Annotated in this window: 17 protein-coding genes; 5 read left to right on the top strand and 12 right to left on the bottom strand. The window is 67.8% G+C overall.

Annotation, left to right across the window (positions count from 1 at the left end; translation table 11 throughout):
• Positions 1-149 precede the first annotated feature (149 nt).
• Positions 150-1,463 carry an ATPase gene (locus OB2597_RS19560; protein WP_009807355.1) on the top strand — a complete coding sequence of 438 codons (1,314 nt, stop codon included), beginning with the start codon at positions 150-152 and terminating at the stop codon, positions 1,461-1,463.
• 15 nt (positions 1,464-1,478) lie between these two features.
• On the opposite strand, the gene OB2597_RS19555 is transcribed toward OB2597_RS19560, so the two are convergent.
• On the bottom strand, positions 1,479-3,023 hold the full coding sequence (locus OB2597_RS19555) for an MDR family MFS transporter (RefSeq protein WP_009807354.1): 1,545 nt from the start codon (positions 3,021-3,023) through the stop codon (positions 1,479-1,481).
• 165 nt (positions 3,024-3,188) lie between these two features.
• Between OB2597_RS19555 and OB2597_RS19550 the strand changes: the two genes are divergently transcribed.
• From OB2597_RS19550 to OB2597_RS19535, 4 genes are all read left to right on the top strand, one after another.
• On the top strand, positions 3,189-3,767 hold the full coding sequence (locus OB2597_RS19550; protein WP_009807353.1) for a MarR family winged helix-turn-helix transcriptional regulator: 579 nt from the start codon (positions 3,189-3,191) through the stop codon (positions 3,765-3,767).
• 36 nt (positions 3,768-3,803) lie between these two features.
• Positions 3,804-6,212: a ligase-associated DNA damage response DEXH box helicase gene (locus tag OB2597_RS19545; RefSeq protein WP_009807352.1), complete on the top strand. Its 2,409-nt coding sequence runs from the start codon at positions 3,804-3,806 to the stop codon at positions 6,210-6,212.
• 79 nt (positions 6,213-6,291) lie between these two features.
• Entirely contained in the window at positions 6,292-6,984 is a 693-nt protein-coding gene (gene pdeM / locus OB2597_RS19540; RefSeq protein ID WP_009807351.1) for a ligase-associated DNA damage response endonuclease PdeM, read from the top strand.
• Between the two features lie 61 nt (positions 6,985-7,045).
• Positions 7,046-7,459: a PaaI family thioesterase gene (locus tag OB2597_RS19535; RefSeq protein WP_009807350.1), complete on the top strand. Its 414-nt coding sequence runs from the start codon at positions 7,046-7,048 to the stop codon at positions 7,457-7,459.
• On the opposite strand, the gene folD is transcribed toward OB2597_RS19535, so the two are convergent.
• From folD to tolR, 11 genes are all read right to left on the bottom strand, one after another.
• Positions 7,456-8,358 carry a bifunctional methylenetetrahydrofolate dehydrogenase/methenyltetrahydrofolate cyclohydrolase FolD gene (gene folD / locus OB2597_RS19530; protein WP_009807349.1) on the bottom strand — a complete coding sequence of 301 codons (903 nt, stop codon included), beginning with the start codon at positions 8,356-8,358 and terminating at the stop codon, positions 7,456-7,458. The genes OB2597_RS19535 and folD overlap by 4 nt on opposite strands.
• A 152-nt stretch (positions 8,359-8,510) precedes the next feature.
• Positions 8,511-10,187: a formate--tetrahydrofolate ligase gene (locus OB2597_RS19525; RefSeq protein WP_009807348.1), complete on the bottom strand. Its 1,677-nt coding sequence runs from the start codon at positions 10,185-10,187 to the stop codon at positions 8,511-8,513.
• Positions 10,188-10,523: 336 nt separating this feature from the next.
• Positions 10,524-11,153 carry an MOSC domain-containing protein gene (locus tag OB2597_RS19520; RefSeq protein ID WP_009807347.1) on the bottom strand — a complete coding sequence of 210 codons (630 nt, stop codon included), beginning with the start codon at positions 11,151-11,153 and terminating at the stop codon, positions 10,524-10,526.
• A gap of 17 nt (positions 11,154-11,170) precedes the next feature.
• On the bottom strand, positions 11,171-11,968 hold the full coding sequence (locus OB2597_RS19515) for a methyltransferase domain-containing protein (protein ID WP_009807346.1): 798 nt from the start codon (positions 11,966-11,968) through the stop codon (positions 11,171-11,173).
• A 71-nt stretch (positions 11,969-12,039) separates the two neighbouring features.
• Positions 12,040-13,959: an ATP-dependent zinc metalloprotease FtsH gene (gene ftsH, locus OB2597_RS19510; protein ID WP_009807345.1), complete on the bottom strand. Its 1,920-nt coding sequence runs from the start codon at positions 13,957-13,959 to the stop codon at positions 12,040-12,042.
• Positions 13,960-14,039: 80 nt separating this feature from the next.
• Positions 14,040-15,284, bottom strand: a complete 1,245-nt coding sequence (gene tilS / locus OB2597_RS19505; protein WP_009807344.1) for a tRNA lysidine(34) synthetase TilS — start codon at positions 15,282-15,284, stop codon at positions 14,040-14,042.
• Positions 15,285-15,289: 5 nt separating this feature from the next.
• Positions 15,290-16,129 carry a tol-pal system protein YbgF gene (ybgF, locus tag OB2597_RS19500; RefSeq protein ID WP_009807343.1) on the bottom strand — a complete coding sequence of 280 codons (840 nt, stop codon included), beginning with the start codon at positions 16,127-16,129 and terminating at the stop codon, positions 15,290-15,292.
• A gap of 13 nt (positions 16,130-16,142) precedes the next feature.
• On the bottom strand, positions 16,143-16,658 hold the full coding sequence (gene pal, locus OB2597_RS19495; RefSeq protein WP_009807342.1) for a peptidoglycan-associated lipoprotein Pal: 516 nt from the start codon (positions 16,656-16,658) through the stop codon (positions 16,143-16,145).
• Positions 16,659-16,740: 82 nt separating this feature from the next.
• Positions 16,741-18,072 (bottom strand): Tol-Pal system beta propeller repeat protein TolB, encoded by a 1,332-nt coding sequence (gene tolB, locus OB2597_RS19490; protein WP_009807341.1) that lies wholly within the window; start codon positions 18,070-18,072, stop codon positions 16,741-16,743.
• On the bottom strand, positions 18,069-19,241 hold the full coding sequence (locus OB2597_RS19485) for a hypothetical protein (RefSeq protein WP_009807340.1): 1,173 nt from the start codon (positions 19,239-19,241) through the stop codon (positions 18,069-18,071). Before OB2597_RS19485 ends, tolB begins: the two co-directional genes overlap by 4 nt.
• A 9-nt stretch (positions 19,242-19,250) precedes the next feature.
• Positions 19,251-19,724: a protein TolR gene (gene tolR / locus OB2597_RS19480; RefSeq protein WP_009807339.1), complete on the bottom strand. Its 474-nt coding sequence runs from the start codon at positions 19,722-19,724 to the stop codon at positions 19,251-19,253.

Here is a 19,724-nt window from a genome sequence, read left to right as displayed (position 1 = left end):
AATTCGAAGCTTTTCGCCTGCCACGCCGCGACCCCGGTTCGTTTTTCCTCCACGTTATCAGCCGAAACTGATTGTTGCATGGAAAATTCATGGAAGGCCGATTCGAAACACGTTATGATTGAACAACAAGGACGTAAGAGCAGAAGCCAATGAACATGCAGGTATCGACGGCGGTCGTTGCCCCGCCGCCACCGCGGACGCTGGAAGAGCTTGAGCTTCCGGTCGTGATGGCGCGCGACATTCTCATCAAGACGATGTTCCGCAAGAGCGTCGACAAGCTCTCGAAAATTGCCGCGGCGGTCTGTCTGCCCGGAAACGTGACGCAGGAACTGGTCGATCTCGCGCGGGAACAGCTGCTGCTCGAGGCGACGGGGACGCTCAAGGCGACCTCGAACCAGGAAATGGGCTATCAACTGACCGACAACGGCAAGGCGCGGGCTCTGGATGCCCTGTCGCAGTCCGAATATTTCGGCGCCATGCCCGTGCCGCTGCACATCTATCAACAGCAGATCCGCCGCCAGTCGATCCGCGACATCCAGATCTCGCGCGAACAGCTCACCTCGTCCATGGGCCACCTCGTGCTGCCCGGCGACCTGATATCGAACCTCGGCCCTGCCGTCAGTTCGGGCCGGTCGATCCTGATGTACGGCCCGCCCGGCAACGGCAAGTCATCGATCGCGAACGGGATACGCGACGCCCTGGGCGACAAGATATACGTGCCGCGCGCGGTGGAATATTCCGGCCAGGTGATCACCGTCTACGACCCGGTCGTCCATTCCGCGGCCGAGGAACAAGTGGACGACCCGACCGCGCTGCGCCGCTCGGGCAACCGGTTCGACAGCCGCTATGTCCGCTGCGAGCGCCCCACCGTGATCACCGGGGGCGAGCTGACGCTGTCGATGCTCGACCTGAATTACAACAGCGTCGCGCGTACCTATCAGGCCCCCCTGCAGATGAAGGCGACCGGCGGGGTCTTCATCGTCGACGACCTCGGACGCCAGGCGGAACCGCCGCAGTCGCTGATCAACCGGTGGATCGTGCCGCTGGAAGAGGGCAAGGACATCCTATCGCTCCAATCCGGCGAAAAATTCGAGGTACCCTTCGACACGCTGGTGATCTTTTCGACCAACTATCACCCGAACGAAATCTTCGATCAGGCCGCGCTGCGCCGGATCTTCTTCAAGATCAAGATCGACGGCCCCACGCAGGAGAACTTTCTCAAGATCTTCGCGCTCGTCGCCCGCAAGAGAAAGATGCCGCTGGACGAAGGGGCGCTGGTGCATCTGCTAAAGAAGAAATACCCGACGATCGACAACAACTTCGCCAACTACCAGCCGGTCTTCCTGATCGACCAGATGATTTCGATCTGCGAGTTCGAGGGGCTTCCCTATCAGATGACGCCCGACCTGATCGACCGCGCCTGGGGCAACATGTTCGTCAAGCACGAAGAGATCGTGAAATAGCCGGGGCCGACCGCGCTATTCGGCCGGCGTTCCGCGCCGGTCGCGCGGCACCGGGCCCAGCGGCAGTTCCACCAGCCGGGTCGAGGCCAGGCAGGCAATGGCGGCCACCGCCGCTCCGACGAAATAGACCGGCATCAGCGCATCGCTGAACCCCTGCAGGACAGCGGCCTGCGCCGCCGGCTCGAGCCGGTCGACCATCGCACTGGTGAGTTCGCGCACCTCCTGGACCTGCGGCATCAGGGGCTGGACGTGCCGGCCGAGGCCGAGCGTGAAGAGCGCGCCGAAGACCGAGGTGCCGATCGCGCCGCCGATCAGCCGGAACATGTTGGCGCTCGCCGTTCCGACGCCCAGATGCTCGCGCGGGACGGCGGACTGGATCGACACGATCCCGACGCTCATGGTCGGGCCGATGCCCGCCCCCACGAGAAACAGATAGAGCGTGATGACCGCGAGCGGCGTCTCGGGGTTGATGGTGGTCAGCAGCAGCATCGCCCCGGCCAGCACGGCAGTCGAGACCGTGGGCATGACCTTGTACCGGCCGGTCGAGGAAATCACCCGCCCGGCGGCGAACGAGGTGCCGATCAGCCCGCCCATCATCGCGACGAGGTAGAGCCCGCTGCTCACCGGGCCGACGTGCTTGACCACCTGCAGGAACATCGGGATGAAGGCGATCGTGCCGAACATGGCCATCCCGACGAGAAAGTTGACGCTGTTCGCGGCCTGGAAATTCCTGATGCGGAACAGGTCGAGCGGCATCACCGGTTCCGCCGCGCGGCGCTCGGCCGAGACGAAGCCGACCAGCGCCATCGGCGCGAGGGCCAGCAGGAACAGGACCGTCAGCGAGGTCCAGGCATAGACCGAGCCGGCCAGGTTGGCGATCAGCACGACCGAGGACAGCAGGATCAGCAACAGGGCCGAGCCGACGAAATCCATCTTGTGCGGCACCTTCTCGGTACTCGATTTCAGCGTGCGCGTCAGGATGACGAAGGCCACGACGCCGATGGGAAAGTTGACGAAGAAGATCCAGTGCCAACCGACCGTCTGCACGAGGAATCCGCCGATCAGCGGACCGACCACCGTGGAAAAGCCGAAGACGCTGGACAGGGCGCCCTGCACCCGGCCCCGTTCCCGCGGCGGCAGGACATCGGCCACCACCGCCATCGAGACGACGATCAGCGCGCCGCCGCCCAGCCCCTGCACGAAGCGGCCGGCGATCAGCACCTCCATGGACCGGGCCACGCCGCAGATCAGGCCGCCCAGAAGAAAGACGCCGATGGCCACCTGCAGCACGATCTTGCGGCCGTACATGTCGCCCAACTTGCCGGCGATAGGGGCGCCCACGGTCGAGGCCAGCAGGAACGCCGTCACCACCCACGAGATATAGGCCAACCCGCCCAGATCGCTGACGATGCGCGGCAGGGCAGTCGTCACGATCGTGTTGCCCGTCGAGGCGAGGAACAGCGTCGTGGCCACCGTGATCAGGAGCACGCGGAGCGTCGCCGCGTCCGGACCGGGAAGGTCGGGGGGCGGGGTCACGGGATGTTCTGTCTTGCTCGGCATGATGGTCCTGGCGCCAATTTGCTATGGCGAAATGGTGCGAACCCGGAGAAAAGGGGCTGAAGAGCGTTCGGCACGTGGTGACTTATATGTGCCGCTCACATATACATGTCAATAGCACGCATTCCGGACAGGGAGGATCAGGCCATAGGCGCGCGCGACGATGAAATGAAGCAGGTTCTGAGCAGGTTCGGCGTGGCCGAGGACACCACGGACCATGCGCTGGAACTCGACGCCATCCTGCAGGCATGGCGGAGGCGCGTCCAGAAGCGCGAACTGGGGCAGATGGCCGTGCAGGAACTGGGACTGCCCATCGATCTGCCCAAGCTCGACGTGATGATCGCGATCTGGGCGCCGTCGAACGAATTCGAGACGGCGAGCGAAGGCGAGACCATGGTCGCCACCATCGCCGCGCGCCTCGGGATCGACCCCTCGCGCGCCTCGCGACTGGTGACCGAGCTGATCTCCGAGGGCTATGCCGCCCGGGCCGTCAGCCAGCAGGATGCGCGCCGCACGATCGTGACGCTGACCGAAAAGGGAACGGCGGTGGTGACGGCGGTGCGGACGATCAAGTTCCTGATCCTCGGCTCGTTCCTGTCGGACTGGACCGAAGACGAACTGGCCACGCTGACACCGCTGCTCAATCGCCTGTCGCTCTGGCAGGACGAACTGGGCAGCACCGCGCCCGCCAGGTTCCGCGACGAAATCGCCGAATTGCGTCAGGGTCTTTCGAAATACATGGATTGACCTCGCCGGGGCGGACGGGGCATCTATATTCACGTTATGTTCGCCCCCGCCCTGCCCCCGAAGTTTCACGACTGGTTCGCCGCGCGCGGCTGGGAGATCCATCCGCACCAGGAAGAGATGATGGCCCGCTCGCACGAGCCGTCGTTACTGCTGATCGCCCCCACGGGCGGCGGCAAGACCCTGGCGGGATTCCTGCCCACGCTCGCCGAGTTGTCCGCCGGCGGGCATGAGGGGCTGCACACGCTTTATGTCTCGCCGCTCAAGGCGCTGGCGGCTGACATCCGGCGGAACCTGTCCACGCCGATCTCGGAGATGGGGCTGCCGATCAGGGTCGAGGATCGCACGGGCGACACGCCCTCCTCGCGCAAGAGGCGGCAGCGCGCCGATCCGCCGCATATCCTGCTGACCACGCCGGAAAGCCTGGCGCTGATGACCTCTTACGAGGATGCCGCGCGGACCTTCGCCGGCCTCAGACGGATCGTGGTGGACGAAATCCACGCGCTGGCGGAAAGCAAGCGGGGCGATCAGCTATGGCTGGCGATGGCGCGGTTGCAGCGGCTGAGCCCGGAGATGCGGCGGGTCGGGCTGTCCGCCACCGTCGAGGACCCCGGGGCCATCGCGCATCTGCTGGCGCGCCATCCCGACCCCTGCCCGATCCTGCAGGCGGATCCGGGGCCGGATCCGGAGATCCGGATGCTCGAGACCGAGGCACGGCCGCCGTGGTCGGGCGGCGGCGGCGCCTATGCCATCCCCGCGATCCTCGATGAGGTCCGACGGCACCGGACCACCCTGATCTTTCACAACACCCGGGCCCAGGCCGAGATCTTCTTTCACAACCTGTGGCTCGCGAACGAGGACGGGCTGCCCATCGGGATCCACCACGGATCGCTCGACCGGGAGCAGCGGGAACGGGTCGAGGCGGCGATGGTGCAGGGACGGCTGCGGGCGGTGGTCTGTACCGGATCGCTCGACCTCGGGATCGACTGGGGCGACGTGGACCTCGTCATCCAGGTCGGTGCACCCAAAAACGTGAAACGGCTGGTGCAGCGGATCGGGCGGGCCAACCACCGCTACAACGCGCCCTCGAAGGCGCTGCTGGTGCCGGCGAACCGGTTCGAGGTGGTGGAATGCGTGGCGGCGCTGGAGGCGGTGAAGGAACATGACCTCGACGGCGAGCCGCGCGGCCCGGGGCCGCGGGACGTGCTGTGCCAGCATATCCTCGCCACGGCCTGCGCCGGGCCGTTCGACGCCGATGCCCTGTTCGACGAGGTGAAGACCGCAGGCGCCTATTCCGGCCTCGGCCGCGCGCAGTTCGACGACTGCCTCGAGTATTGCGCGACCGGAGGCTATGCGCTCAGGGCCTATGACCGGTGGCAGCGGCTGATGCAGGATACCGAGGGACGCTGGCATCTGCGCGATCCGCGCGCCGCGCAGCTGATCCGGATGAACCTCGGGACCATTCACGACAGCGACAAGCTCAAGGTGCGGATGCGGTTCGGCGGCGGACGGCCCCTGGGCGAGGTCGAGGAGCATTTCGCGGCGCAGCTGAACCGGGGCGACACCTTCCTGATCGGCGGGCGCATCGTGCGCTACGAGGGGCTGAAGGAGATGGTGGTCGAGGTGACGCGGGCCAGCGTGAGAAAGCCCAAGATCGCCGTCTTCTCGGGCACCAAGTTCGCCACCTCGACGCAGCTGTCGCACCGCATCCTGCGGATGTTCCAGCAGGAGAACTGGCCCGGATTGCCGCGCCACACGGCGGAATGGCTGGCCCTGCAGCGCGAGATCTCGGCCCTGCCCCAGCCCGGGCGGCTGCTGGTCGAGAGCTTTCCCTTCGAGGGGCGCGAGCAACTCTGCCTCTACGGCTTCGCCGGGCGGAACGCGCAGCAGACGCTGGGACTGATCCTGACGAAGAGGATGGAAGAGATGGGGCTGGCCCCGCTGGGCTTCGTCTCGTCCGACTACGCGACGCTAATCTGGGGGCTCGAGGCGGTGACCGACCCGGCGCCGCTGCTGGACCGGGCGGCGCTGCATGACGGGCTGGACCGCTGGCTGGCCGGCAATGCCGTTATGAAGCGGACCTTCCGCGTGGCCGCCCATATCGCGCAGCTTCTGCAGCGGAACGCGCCCCAGGCGCGCAAGAGCGGCCGGCAGGCGACCTTTTCCTCGGATATCCTCTATGACACGCTGGTCAAGTACGACCCCGACCACCTTCTGCTGAACATCACGCGAGAAGAGGCGATGCGGGGCCTCGTGGATTTCGGCCGGATCGAGGAGATGCTGGCGCGGGTCGAGGGCCGGATCGACGTGGTCCGGCTGGACCGCGTGACACCCCTCGCCGCGCCGCTGTTCCTCGAGGTCGGCAAGGTTCCGGTGGAGGGCATGGGACGCGAACGGCTGGTCGAGGAAGAGGCGGAGCGGCTGATGGCCGAGGCGGGTCTGTCGTGAGGACGTTCGATCCCGGCATGGAGGGGCGCTGCCCCTCTTGGCCGTGCCGGCCAATTCACCCCGGAGTATTTTCGGCAAGATGAAGCAGGGGCGCGGCGCGATATCCGAACGGGCAGTGGCGGGTGGCCATCGTTTCGGGTTCTGCGGGACGGACCTGGTGGCGGTCGGTTCCGGGGCCTTGTGGTGGCCGGAGCGGCGCATGCTGGTCGTCTCGGACCTGCACCTGGGCAGGTCGGAGCGGATGGCGCGGCTGGGCGGGGCCTCCCTCCCGCCCTACGAGAGTTTCGAGACGCTGGAGCGGCTGGAGGCGGATATCGCCGCCTGCGATCCGCGCGAGGTGGTCTGCCTGGGCGACAGTTTCGACGATTCGGCGGCTGTCCGGGGGTTGCCGGAGGCGATCACCGACTGGCTGGTGCGGTTGCAGGCGGGGCTGAGTTGGGTCTGGATCGAGGGCAATCACGATCCGGGGCCTGTGGCGCTCGGCGGGGCGCATCTGGGGGAGATGCGTGCCGGACCGCTGGTGCTGCGTCATATCGCGGCGGCCGGGGCGCGGGGCGAGATTTCGGGGCACTATCATCCCAAGGCGCGCATCGCCTCGGTCAGCCGGGCCTGTTTCCTGCTGGACCGCGACCGTCTGATCCTGCCGGCCTACGGCACCTACACCGGCGGGCTTCGGACCAGCGACCCGGCGCTGACGGGGCTGATGCGGCCGGAGGCGCTGGCGATCCTGACCGGACGTCAGGCCCGCGCGATCCCGATGCCGCGGAGGTGACGGCCCCGGCCGCGCGGTGTATGGCCGGAGCATGGATAGGCGGTTCGGATCGGAGGGCAGGATGGATCAGGCGCTGGAGAAGCGGATCAGGGCGAGTTTCGAGACACAGGCGATGATGCAGACCTTCGGGGCCGAGGTCGTCTCGGTCCTGCAGGGCGAGGTGGTGCTCAGGGCACCGATCCTGCCGCTGGCGCTTCAGCATACCGGGCACGGCCATGCCGCGCTGACCTTCGCGCTCGGCGATACGGCGGCGGGGTTCGCGGCGGCGACCTACCTGCCCGAGGATGCGGCGGTGGTGACGGCGGAGATCAAGATCAACCTGCTGGCGCCGGCGGCGGGGGACCACCTGATCGCCACAGGCCGGGTGATCAAGCCGGGGCGGCGGCTGATCGTGGTGACCGCGACCGTGGCCGCCTACACCGACGGCGTTGCGCGGGACGTGGCCATCCTGCAGGGCACGATGGTGGGAACCTAGGCCGTCAGCCCCTCGGGTTCGTCGAGCCCGTTGATCCGGCAGGCCGCCGTCACCGTGTTGGCCAGGAGGCAGGCGATGGTCAGGGGGCCGACGCCGCCGGGGACCGGGGTGATCTGGCCCGCGACCTCCCTCGCGCTGTCGAAGTCGACATCGCCCACGAGGCGGGTCTTGCCCTCGCCCTTCTCCGGCGCGGGGATGCGGTTGATGCCGACGTCGATGACGCAGGCGCCGGGCTTGATCCAGTCGCCGGGGACCATCCGCGGCCGGCCGACGGCGGCCACGACGATATCGGCGCGGCGGACGGTCTCGGCAATATCGGCGGTGCGGGAATGGGCGATCGTCACCGTACAGCTGTCGCGCAGGAGGAGCTGCGCCATCGGCTTGCCCACGAGGTTCGAGCGGCCGATCACCACGGCGTCCTTGCCGGAGAGCGACCCCAGAGTCTCGCGCAGGAGCATGAGGCAGCCGAGCGGCGTGCAGGAGACCATCGCGCGCTGCCCGCTGGCCAGCAGGCCCGCATTGGTCACCGAGAGCCCGTCGACGTCCTTGGCGGGATCGATGCGGGCGACGATGTCGCGTTCGGAGAGCTGATCGGGCACGGGGAACTGGACGAGGATGCCGTGGATCGTCGGATCGGCGTTCAGCTCGTCGATGAGGGCGTAGAGATCGGCCTCGGTCGTGTCGGCGGGCAGCTTGTGCTCGACCGATTTCATGCCGGCTTCCTTGGTGGCGATGCCCTTGTTGCGGACATAGACCTGGCTGGCCGGATCCTCTCCGACCAGAACCACGGCGAGGCCGGGGCGCAGATCATGGTCGGCGACGAGGCGCGCCACATGGTCGGCCACCCTGGCGCGGATCTTGGCGCCGAAGGCCTTGCCGTCGAGGATCTCTGCGGTCATGCGTCTGGGTCCTTTGCGGATGTCGGTTTGCCGGGGTTGTGGCGCCGGAGGATCCCCGGGTCAAGCCCGGGGATGACGCTGCGCCGGAGGGACGGCGGGCGGGACGGCGGGTGGGGCGTCGGGCCCCGCAGGGCCCGCGCGTCGCGCGACCGTCAGAACAGGCCTTCGACCTCGCCCGCGTCGTTCAGCATGATGTTCTCGGCCGATGGTACGCGCGGCAGGCCCGGCATGGTCATGATGTCACCGCAGATCACCACGATAAAGCCGGCCCCGGCCGAGAGCCGCACTTCGCGCACAGGCACGCTGTGGCCGGTCGGCGCACCGCGCAGGTTCGGGTCGGTCGAGAAGCTGTACTGCGTCTTGGCCATGCAGACCGGGAGGTGACCGTAGCCGGCATCCTCCCAGGCGCGGAGCTGGTCGCGGACGGACTGGTTCGCCAGCACCTCGTCGGCGCGGTAGATGCGCTTGGCGATGGTCTCGATCTTCTCGAAGAGCGGCATCCCGTCGGGGTAGAGCGGCGCGAACTGCGACACGCCGCTGTCGGCCAGTTCGGCGACGCGGGTGGCGAGGTCGGCGACCCCCTCGGAGCCCTTGGCCCAGTGCTGGCAGAGGATCGCCTCCGCCCCCTGCTCGGCCACGTAGTCCTTGACCGCCTGCACCTCGGCCTCGGTGTCGGTGACGAAGTGGTTGATCGCCACGACGACCGGGACCCCGAAGCTCTTCACGTTGGCGATATGGCGGCCGAGGTTGGGGCAGCCGGACTGCACCGCCTCGACATTCTCGGCGCCCAGGTCGACCTTGGCGACGCCGCCGTTCATCTTCATGGCGCGGACGGTGGCGACCAGCACCACCGCGTCCGGCGCCAGGCCGGCCTTGCGGCACTTGATGTTCATGAACTTCTCGGCGCCCAGGTCCGCGCCGAAGCCGGCCTCGGTCACGACGTAGTCGGCCAGTTTCAGCGCCGTCTTGGTGGCGATGACCGAATTGCAGCCATGCGCGATATTGGCGAAGGGGCCGCCGTGCACGAAGGCGGGGTTGTTCTCGAGCGTCTGCACCAGGTTCGGCTGCATCGCGTCCCTGAGCAGGACGGTCATCGCACCGTCGGCCTTGATGTCGCGGGCGTAGACGGGCGTGCGGTCGCGGCGATAGGCGACGATCATGTCGCCCAGGCGCTTCTGCAGGTCCTTCAGGTCCGACGACAGGCAGAGGATCGCCATGACCTCGGAGGCCACGGTGATGTCGAAACCCGACTGCCGGGGAAAGCCGTTGGCCACGCCGCCGAGCGAGGTGACCACGTCGCGCAGGGCCCGGTCGTTCATGTCCAGCACCCGGCGCCACACCACGCGGCGCTGGTCGATTTCCAGGTCGTTGCCCCAGTAGATGTGGTTGTCGATCATCGCCGACAGCAGGTTGTGGGCGCTGGTGATGGCATGGAAGTCGCCGGTGAAATGAAGGTTCATGTCCTCCATCGGCACCACCTGCGCCAGCCCGCCGCCCGCCGCGCCGCCCTTCATGCCGAAGTTCGGCCCGAGCGATGCCTCGCGGATGCAGATCGCGGCCTTCTTGCCGATGCGGTTCAGCCCGTCGCCGAGACCCACGGTGGTCGTGGTCTTGCCCTCGCCCGCCGGTGTCGGGTTGATCGCCGTCACCAGGATCAGCTTGCCGTTCGGGCGGTCGTCGAGCGAATCGATGAACTCCTGCCCCACCTTCGCCTTGTCGTGGCCGTAGGGCAGCAGATGGTCCGAAGGGATCCCCAGCTTTTCCCCGATCTCCTGGATGGGCTTCTTCTTGGCGTCGCGGGCGATCTCGATATCGGTGCGGTAGGTCATCGCGGGGTCATCCTGACTGTGGGGCTGCGGCCTCGTGGGCAATGATCCCACGGATAGAGGAACCGAATTCCGGGGTAAGCGGCAATTCCGACCTTTCCGGGCCGAATTCGTCCCGTTCATGTTTCGATTCGGAAACAGTTTTATGCGATCCGAAACGTCAAGTGTGGGAACCATCCGTGGTATGGTGCCGTTGTCCCAGCAAGATGGGACATGAGGATCGGCGCATCGCGCACCCCGGCCTCGACTGATTTTGGAGTTTGATTATGAAAGCTGCTGCTGTTGTTTTTCACGCGAGTTTCGCCCTGACGCTGACCCTGGCGGCAGGCGTGCTTGCCCTCATTTGATCAAGATCGGCTCCGGGGCGCTTTTCGGCGCCCCGGCCATTTCCAGAGGCGCCCAGACCGGTTGATCCGGGATCGCGAGGCGCAATTCCTCCCCCACTGACAACCGACCCTCGCGCTCGACCCAAGCTGTCACGCCGCGACGCCCCTTGGCCGCCGTCTTGAACCGTTTGCCGACGCCCGGCAGGTGATCGTCGATCACGCGGGCGGGAAGGTGGCAGGGGCGGTTCGCCATGTCCACCACCAGCGTGACCCCGTCCGGCCCCTGCAGACGGGAGGAGGGCGGAAGATGCGAGAAATCCTCGAGCCCCTCGACCACCATGGTCGCGCCCAGCCATTCGGGGCGCAGAGCCACGATCCCCATTGTCGCGGCTATGTGGGCGAGTTCCTCGACCGACAGGATCGAGAACTGGCGGACATTCCGGATCGTCGTATCGCGCGGATGCAGGTGAAGGACCCGGCTGCAGGAGGGGCGGTCGATCCCGCCGTGCGCCTCGCCCTCCGGGCCGTCGAAACGGGCGGCAAGGCTCTCGACCGGGGCCGAGGTAAGGGCCGCGCCGCGATCCGCCACGCGGCCCAGCCAGGTGATGCGACAGGTGAAATCGGTAAGCTTCAGGGCGGGCATCCGGCGTCCTTTCGCGATCAGGTGGGCCGCGTCAGGGTATAGAACATCCGCTTGAACGGGAAAAGCACCGTGCCGTCCGGGCGGCGGGGATAGGCGGTTTCCATGGCCTCGTCGTAGAGCGCACCGATCCGGTCGCGTTCCTCGGGGTCGAGGGCCTCAAGCACAGGGCGCGCAAAGGTCGACGCGGTGAAGAGCCGCACGGGATGCGCCTCGTCCGAGGCGTCGAGGGGCTGCATGTACTCGGTCTCCCACATGGCGACCGACCCGAGACCGTCGAGGATCGCCCAGGTGGTGCGCGCGTCGGGGATCCCGGGCATGGCGTCGGGATCGACGCGCCCGGGAAAATGCTGCGCCACGAGGTCGAGCCAGAGCCGATGCGAGGGGGCGTGGTTCTGATGCGGCACCTGCACCGCAAGCGTCCCGCCCGGCGCGAGCCGGTCCACCAGGGAGGGCACCAACGTTTGATGATCCGGCAGCCAGTGCAGCGCGGCGTTGGAAAAGATGATCTCGGGCGGGCTGCCGGGGTGCCAGGTTGCGATATCCTCTTCGGAAAGCGCGTCGTAGGCCCCGGTCTTCCAGGCCTCGGCCAGCATGGCGGGCGAGCTGTCGATCCCGACGATACGGGCATTGGGGAACCGCGTGCGCAAGACCGGGCCCACGCCCCCGTTGCCGCACCCGAGGTCGACGATCGCACCCTCTGCAAGTGCCGGCAGTCGCATCACGAGATCCACCGCCGGTCTCAGTCTCAGCCCCGCGAACCGAGAATACTGCTGCGGGTTCCAGTCGGTCATGCCCTCGCCCCCTTCGTCGCGCATGCCACGGTATCCCGCACGACGGACGGCAACAAGACAAAGGGCCGGAACACTGTCCGGCCCTCGCGTCGATGTCAGGCTGTCGGTTCGGGCTCGAGCCCGCCGGACCCGCCCGGCTTGGGCTTGGGCTTGGTCTTGGGGATCGCGGTGACCGAGGGCGCGCTGCCCTCGTCCGAGCCTTCGTCCTCGTCTTCGGAATTCGGCGGCTCGCCGTTCATGACCCGCTTGATCTCGTCGCCGGTCAGCGTCTCGTATTCCAGAAGCCCCTGGGCCAGCCGCTCCCACTCTTCCTGCCGTTCGGTCAGGATCTTGTAGGCGTGGTTGTAGGCGTCCTCGATCATGCGCTTCACTTCTTCCTCGATCAGCTCCTTGGTATGAGCCGAGACCGAGAAGCCGCCGGCGCCGTTGCCCATGTAGCCTTCGTGCGCCTGTTCGTAATCGACATTGCCCACCTTGTCGGACATGCCCCACCTCAGGACCATGGCGCGCGCCAGGGCCGAGGCCTGCTGGATGTCGCCCGCGGGCCCGTTCGAGACGTCGCCCTCGCCGTACTTGATGATCTCGGCGGCCTTGCCCGCCATGGTCATCGCCAGCTTCTGTTCGCATTCCGACTTGTGCCAGTTCAGACGGTCGATCTCGGGCAGGGAAACCACCATGCCAAGCGCGCCGCCGCGCGGAATGATCGTCGCCTTGTAGACCGGATCGCACTTGGGCAGGGTCAGGCCCACCACGGCGTGACCGGCCTCGTGATACGCGGTCTTTTCCTTCTGGTCTGGGGTCAGGACCATGGAGCGTCGTTCGGCCCCCATCATGACCTTGTCCTTGGCGTTCTCGAAATCGACCATGGTGACGAAGCGGCGGCCGACACGGGCGGCCATCAGCGCCGCCTCGTTCACGAGGTTGGCGAGATCGGCGCCCGAGAAACCGGGCGTGCCGCGCGCGATGATGCGCAGATCGACGTCCGGGCCGAGGGGGGTCTTGCGGGCATGGACGCCAAGGATCTTCTCGCGCCCCTTGATGTCGGGGTTGGGCACGGTGACCTGACGGTCGAACCGGCCCGGACGCAGCAGCGCGGGGTCCAGCACGTCGCGGCGGTTGGTGGCGGCGAGGATGATGACGCCCTCGTTCGATTCAAAGCCGTCCATCTCGACCAGCAGCTGGTTCAGCGTCTGTTCGCGTTCGTCGTTGCCGCCGCCATAACCCGCGCCACGGTGACGGCCGACGGCGTCGATCTCGTCGATGAAGACGATACAGGGCGCGTTCTTCTTGGCCTGCTCGAACATGTCGCGCACGCGGGAGGCGCCGACGCCCACGAACATCTCGACGAAGTCCGAGCCGGAGATGGTGAAGAACGGCACGCCCGCCTCGCCCGCGATGGCGCGCGCGAGCAGCGTCTTACCGGTGCCCGGAGGGCCGACCAGCAGCGCACCCTTGGGGATCTTGCCGCCAAGGCGCGAGAACTTCTGCGGGTTGCGCAGGAATTCCACGATCTCCTCCAGCTCTTCCTTGGCTTCGTCGATGCCCGCAACGTCGTCAAAGGTCACGCGGCCGTGCTTTTCGGTCAGCATCTTGGCCTTGGACTTGCCAAAGCCCATCGCGCCGCCCTTGCCGCCGCCCTGCATGCGGTTCATGAAATAGATCCACACGCCGATCAGCAGAAGGATCGGCAGAAGCGAGACGAGGAAGGACTGGAACCCGGATTCTTCCTGGCTTTTCGCGGTCACGGGGATGTCGTTCTGGATCAGCGTGTCCGTCAGCGTCGCGTCCTCGGGCTTGATGGTCACGTAATCCTGACCGTCCGTGCCGCGATAACGCACCTGCTCACCGTCGAGCGTGACCGAACTGACATTGCCGCTTTCGACTGCGGTGACGAAGTCGGAATAGGCGATCTCGCGGCTTTGGAGGGTACCACCCGATCCGCTGAACAGATTGAACAGGGCCACGATCAGCAGAAGCAGAACGACCCAAAAGGCGAATTGACGCGCGTTGCCCAAGGAAAACTCCTCCAGATTGGGGATAGGCGGGGGCCTATCACACCCGCTTGCGAACTAAAATAAGATTTGCGGCGACAGGTTCAATGTGTGCGGAAGGTCGCATGGTAATCTTCCGCGCTCCGGCACAGCTCGGCCGAGAAGCCCGCGCCGAACCCGGCCAGGGGGGCGGCGCGCAGCGCTCCGTCCCGCCAGACCGCGGGGGCGGCCAGCAGCGTCCGGCGCGGCAGACCTGTCCCGCGCCACTCGGTGCAGGCCCGCAGACCGGCCTCGCCCGTCGCCGCGATGCGGTCGCCCGGCCGGAACGGGCCGGTCAGGCGCCAGCGCCCGTCCCAGAGCGTGCCCGGCGCGGCGACGGTTTCGGCAACGGCCGCAGGTTCGCGCGAGATCCGGATCGTATCGTCGCGGATCGCGATCAGGCAGCCGCTCAGCGGCATCCCCTCGCCCCGCGCGATGGCCTCGACGAGGCGCTGGATCCCGCCGCGCCGGGGCGGATACTCCTCGCCCGAGACCCAGTGCAGCGCCGCCTGAAGGATCAGGCGTGCGGTCTCGCCCGGCATCGCACCGAAGGCCGCGCACGGGATCAGCACGTCGCCGGCCTCGAACTGGACATGTGCGCGCGCCTCGGCCTCGGCGTAATGGCCCAGGGTCTTGCGCAGGGCGGCCATGTTGCCGGCCACCATGTTCAGCGCCTCCACCGTCAGGCCGAGCGGTTCGAGCTCCCGCAGGGCCCGGCGCGCCTTGGGCCGGTCGAAGCGCATGTCCTCGTTCGTCGGATCCTCGATCCACTTCTGGTCCCGCGCGTCCAGATAGCGGCGCAGCTCGGCCCGCCGCACAGTGAGCAGAGGACGGAGAAAGGTGACGCCCGCGTGGCTGCGGCCGGGGGACATCGCCGCCAGGCCGGCGACGCCCGAGCCGCGCGCGAGGCGCATCAGCAGGGTTTCGGCCTGATCGTCAGCGGTGTGCCCGAGCGCGATCCCGGCCACACCGGCCCCGCGCGCCCATTCGGCCATCAGGTCATAGCGCGCCCGGCGTGCCCGATCGGAAAGATTGCCGGCTCCGTCCCAGCCGGTCCAGTGCAGGACCGTGTGCGGGACGCCGAGACGGCCCGCGATCTCGCCGACGCACGCGGCCTCTGCGGCCGAGTCCGCGCGCAGCCCGTGATCCACGGTGACGGCATGAAGCGCGAGGCCCGAGCCCGAGGCCCAGTCATGCAGCAGATGGAGAAGCGCGAGACTGTCGGAGCCCCCCGAGACCGCGACCCCCAAGGGTCCCGCAGGCGGAGGATCGAAAAAACCGGCGACCGCACGGGCGGGATCGCCGGACATTGCGCTCACTGGCAGCCCAGCTCGGCCCGGGCGGTCTGGGCCTGCGCGACCTGCGGCGCGTCGGGGAAACGGTTGGCGACCTCGGCCAGCGTGGTGCAGGCCTCGGGCCCCTGCCCCAGCTGTCCCAGCCCCTGCCCCAGTTTCAGCAGCGCCTCGGCCGCGACAGGCCCGTCGGGGGCGGCGGAAAAAGCGGCGAGATAGGCGCGCGACGCCTTGGTGATCTCCCCCTGCGCCTCGAGCGCCCGCCCCTTGCCCAACTCGGCCTGCGCCTGAAGGGGCGAGCCGGGATAGGTGGTCAGGAAGCTGTCGAACCTGGTCGCCGCACCGGCCGCATCGCCATCGTCGAGCGCCGCCTGCGCCGCGTCGAAATCGCTCCTCTCGGCGACGGCCAGCTCCGTCTGCGGCGTTTCGGGCGCGGCGATCGACCCGGCGGGCGGGGTGATGGGCGCCGCGGCCGAGCCTTCGGGCAGTTCACCGCCGAGCGTCGAGGTCTCGGCCAGCTGCGAGACGTCGCCGCCTTCCAGTTCGACGAGGCGGAACTCGAGGTCGCCGATCCGGTTCGTGCCGTCCCGCACGACCGAGTTGATGCGGAATTCGAGCTCTTCGGTCTTGGAGGTGAGGCGCGAGGCCTCGGCCTCGAGCGCGTCGAGCCGTTCGAGTACCGATCCGCCCACGGTCACGCCCGAGGCGGTACCGGTGGTGGAGAGTTCGCGCTTGAGCTTCTGGATCTCGACGTTGAGGACGGTCAGTTCCTGCCGGATGTCGGCGAGGGTCTGGTCCTGCGACTGCGCCGCCGCCCCGAGAGGCAGCAGCGCGATGAGACCGACGGCGAGAAGGTTCCGCATCAGGCGCTCCGATTCAGCTGATCGCACCGGCAGCCAGCACGGTGACGGCGCGGCGGTTCTTGGCATAGCAGGACTCGGTCGAGCAGATCTCGATGGGACGTTCCTTGCCATAGGTGACGGTCTTGAGGCGCGAGGCCGCGACGCCCTGGGTGATCAGGTATTCGCGGGCCGCGTTGGCGCGACGGGCGCCGAGGGCGAGGTTGTATTCGCGCGTGCCCTGTTCGTCGGCATGGCCCTCGATCACGGCGGTATAGTCGCTGTTGGTCATCAGCCATTGCGCCTGGGCGTTCAGCGTCGCCCGCGCCTCGTCCGAGAGGGTCGACTGGTCGACCGCGAAAAGCACGCGGTCGCCGACGGCGCTCTGGAAATAGAGGGGGGAGGTCGGATCGTTGGCCGATCCGGGGACGACGGCGCCGTCGGCGCCGGCAGTGCCGCCGAGGGCCACGTCGTTGTCGAACCGCTCGCTCTGCGAACAGGCGGCCAGCGCCAGGGCGGATACGACCAGCATCGCGCGTGTCAGGTGTTTCATCTCGTGCCTCGTTTCATCTCGTTGCCCGACTGTATCATCTGCGGGACAGGTGGAAAACTCTGCGCCTCGGCGCGGGCCGTCGTCAGTCCTGCAACGGCGACCAGGACGGGTCCGAGGCCGCGCCCTCGGTGCGGACCCGCTTGAGGTTGCGCCCCGATATATCGACGGAATAGAGCGATGCCGAGCCCTGTTCGCCCTGCGTCTCGCGGGTGAACATGATCACCCGACCGTTCGGCGCCCAGGTCGGCCCCTCGTCGAGGAACGAGGCGGTGAGCAGCCGTTCCTCGGAACCGTCGGTGCGCATGACGCCGATGTGAAAGCGGCCCTTGCTCTGCTTGGTGAAGGCGATCAGGTCGCCGCGCGGGGACCAGACGGGCGTGCCGTAGCGGCCCTGGCCAAAGCTGATGCGGGTCGGCTCTCCTCCGCCCACGGGCATGATATAGAGCTGCTGCGTGCCCGAGCGGTCGCTTTCGAAGACGATCTGCGAGCCGTCGGGCGAAAAGCTGGGGGCGGTCTCGATCGAGGGGGCCTGCGTCAGCCGGGTGGATTGGCCCGAATTGATGTCGAGCGAAAAGATGTCGGTATTGCCGCCCTGCGTCAGGGAATAGACCACGGTCTGTCCGTCCGGGTGGAAGCGCGGCGCAAAGGACATGGTGCCCTCGGGCGTGTTCAGGGTGCGACGCCCGACCGATGCGACGTCGAGGACATAGATCTTGGGAAAGCCGGTCTCGTAGCTGGTATAGAGAACGCGGTCGCCGGTCGGGCTGAAGCGCGGCGCCAGCACGATGGAGGAACTGTCCGTCAGGTACTGAACGTTCGCGCCGTCGTAATCCATGATGGCCAGACGCTTGCGGCGGTCGTTCTTGGGGCCGGTCTCGGACACGTAGACGACGCGGCTGTCGAAATAGGGCCCCTCGCCGGTGATGCGGGAATAGACCGCGTCCGCCACCTTGTGCGCCATGCGCCGCCAGCCGGCGGTGGTCCCCGAGAATTGGAGGCCGTCGCCCATCTCCTGCCCCGAGAAGACATCGTAGAGCCGGAACTTGACGTTGACCCGGTCGCCGGTGACGCCGACCGCCCCGGTGATCAGGGCCTGGGCGTTGATCGCCTTCCAGTCGGCGTATTGCACCGGGCTGGAAAAGCTGGTGACGCGGGCGATATGGGCGTTCTGCGGGATCTCGCGGAAGAGACCGGTGCCGGTCAGGTCGTCCGACACGACGCGGGTGATCTGTGCCGCCATTTCGGCCGAGGCACCGTTTTCCGGCACGAAATCCGGCACGGCGAAGGGCAAGGGTTCGATGACCCCCTCGGTGATCTCGATCCGCAGGGGGCCGTCCTGGGCGAGAAGGGGCGCGGCCGCAAGCGTGGCGGCCGCGGCGAGGATGCTCAGAAGCCTGATCAGAAGTTTGGTCATTTGATCCGCATCTTCTCCGGGTTAAATGTCATTTCAATGTCGCGCCAATGCTCGTACTTGTCGACCGGCAGGCCGAAGCCTTTCGCGCCGCAGCGGATGATGGCGCGGCGCGCGGCCTCGAAAGCCTGCCGCTCGGCGTCGCCGGCCCCGCCCGTGGACGAGATCAGGCGGATGGTGTCGTTCTTCGGCCGCCCGTCCTCGGACATGTCGACGCCGACGACGACGGTGGTCCGCAGCGCATCCGTGGAAAGGCTGCCGGTGTTCCAGCAGGCCGATACGGCGACGCGCAGCGCGTCCCTCTCGCCCGAGGTGAGCGGCGGTCCGATCGGGCCGGACGGCACGTCGTCGCTGGCTGCGGTGGAGGTAGAGCCCGCGAGCGCCCGTTCCAGAGCATCGTTGATCGCGTCCTTCTGTTCCGGCACGGGCTCCGGGTCGGGCTCGGGGTCGGGCTCGGGCTCGGGCGTCGGAGCGGGCTCGGGCTCGGGTGTTTCCGCCGGCTCGGGCTCGGCGGCCGCTGTGCGGACCGGGCGGCCGGACGGGGGGCGTTTCGAGACTTTCGGCGGACCATCGCCCTGGTCCTCGGCCTCGGTGATGATCTCGGTGGTCGCTTCCTCGGGCGCCCTCTCCTCTTCCTCGGGCCGGGCCTCGGTCGCATCGGGCGACGGGGCGGAGGGCGCGGTCGGCGTCTCGTCGATCGCCGCATCCGGGTTGGGGCGCTCGACCGGGCGCGGCGCGACGCGCGGGATCGCCCGGGGCGCCTCTTCGGAGGGGGTGGGGAGCAGGACGGCCGTATCCTCGGACGGCGGCGTGATCTCCTGCGTGCTGTCGGCGACCTCGGCCTGCGGCGCGGTCAGGTCGGGCCTTTCGGGGGAGGTTTCCGACTGCGGGGCCTCGGCCGCCTCGGGCTGGGCCTGTTCGGGGGCGCTGTCGGCCTGCGGCGTGACGGGGCTGGCATCTTCCGCCGGGGCGGGCGCCGGAAGCTCGGCCACCTCGGTGTCCGCGCCAGGGGGCTGCTCCGCCGGGGTGAGCGCTGCATATTCCTCGGGCGAGATCAGGGCGACATCCGTCACCTCGATCGCGTCGTCGGGCGGCAGCGAGAAGCTGCCGATCAAGGCCCATGCGAAGAGAGCCAGATGGCCCGCCCCGGATATGATGTGCCCCGCGTGCATCGGTCCGGCCTAGCTACCGCCATCCAGCGAAGGCCCGCCCGGGTCGGTGACGAGACCGATGTTCTTGAACCCGCCCCGGTTCAGCGCCCCCATCACCTGCATGACCTGCTCGTAGGGCACGGCGCCGTCGGCGCGCAGGTAGATGCGGTCGCTGTCGCGTTCCGCCGCGATCGAGCGGAGCTTGGGGATCAGATCGTCGCGGGCGGTTTCGGTGGTCTGGATCATCACCGCGCCCTCGGCGGTGACGGTCACGGTCAGCGGTTCCTCCTGCTCGGTCGGGAGGGAATTGGCCGCCGTCTCGGGCAGCTTGACCGGAACGCCAACGACCATCAGCGGGGCCGCGACCATGAAGATGATGAGCAGCACCAGCATGACATCGACGAAAGGCGTCACGTTGATCTCGGCCATGGGCCGGGCGCGGCCGCCGTGGCGCCGCCCCCTGCGGCCCGAGCCGCCGTCCTTGCCGATCACCCCCGCCCCCAT

The organism is Pseudooceanicola batsensis HTCC2597, assembly GCF_000152725.1.
GTDB classification, from domain to species: Bacteria; Pseudomonadota; Alphaproteobacteria; order Rhodobacterales; family Rhodobacteraceae; genus Pseudooceanicola; species Pseudooceanicola batsensis.
The sequence above is the reverse complement of the archived record's forward strand: the minus strand, read 5'-3'. Positions and strand labels throughout refer to the sequence as shown.

Excerpts from the sequence above, each read along its gene's own strand:
- OB2597_RS19560 (WP_009807355.1), top strand. The coding sequence starts at position 150 with ATGAACATGCAGGTATCGACGGCGGTCGTTGCCCCGCCGCCACCGCGG.
- OB2597_RS19555 (WP_009807354.1), bottom strand. The coding sequence starts at position 3,023 with ATGCCGAGCAAGACAGAACATCCCGTGACCCCGCCCCCCGACCTTCCC.
- OB2597_RS19550 (WP_009807353.1), top strand. The coding sequence starts at position 3,189 with ATGAAGCAGGTTCTGAGCAGGTTCGGCGTGGCCGAGGACACCACGGAC.
- OB2597_RS19545 (WP_009807352.1), top strand. The coding sequence starts at position 3,804 with ATGTTCGCCCCCGCCCTGCCCCCGAAGTTTCACGACTGGTTCGCCGCG.
- pdeM (WP_009807351.1), top strand. The coding sequence starts at position 6,292 with ATGAAGCAGGGGCGCGGCGCGATATCCGAACGGGCAGTGGCGGGTGGC.
- OB2597_RS19535 (WP_009807350.1), top strand. The coding sequence starts at position 7,046 with ATGGATCAGGCGCTGGAGAAGCGGATCAGGGCGAGTTTCGAGACACAG.
- folD (WP_009807349.1), bottom strand. The coding sequence starts at position 8,358 with ATGACCGCAGAGATCCTCGACGGCAAGGCCTTCGGCGCCAAGATCCGC.
- OB2597_RS19525 (WP_009807348.1), bottom strand. The coding sequence starts at position 10,187 with ATGACCTACCGCACCGATATCGAGATCGCCCGCGACGCCAAGAAGAAG.
- OB2597_RS19520 (WP_009807347.1), bottom strand. The coding sequence starts at position 11,153 with ATGCCCGCCCTGAAGCTTACCGATTTCACCTGTCGCATCACCTGGCTG.
- OB2597_RS19515 (WP_009807346.1), bottom strand. The coding sequence starts at position 11,968 with ATGCGCGACGAAGGGGGCGAGGGCATGACCGACTGGAACCCGCAGCAG.
- tilS (WP_009807344.1), bottom strand. The coding sequence starts at position 15,284 with ATGTCCGGCGATCCCGCCCGTGCGGTCGCCGGTTTTTTCGATCCTCCG.
- ybgF (WP_009807343.1), bottom strand. The coding sequence starts at position 16,129 with ATGCGGAACCTTCTCGCCGTCGGTCTCATCGCGCTGCTGCCTCTCGGG.
- pal (WP_009807342.1), bottom strand. The coding sequence starts at position 16,658 with ATGAAACACCTGACACGCGCGATGCTGGTCGTATCCGCCCTGGCGCTG.
- tolB (WP_009807341.1), bottom strand. The coding sequence starts at position 18,072 with ATGACCAAACTTCTGATCAGGCTTCTGAGCATCCTCGCCGCGGCCGCC.
- OB2597_RS19485 (WP_009807340.1), bottom strand. The coding sequence starts at position 19,241 with ATGCACGCGGGGCACATCATATCCGGGGCGGGCCATCTGGCTCTCTTC.
- tolR (WP_009807339.1), bottom strand. The coding sequence starts at position 19,724 with ATGGGGGCGGGGGTGATCGGCAAGGACGGCGGCTCGGGCCGCAGGGGG.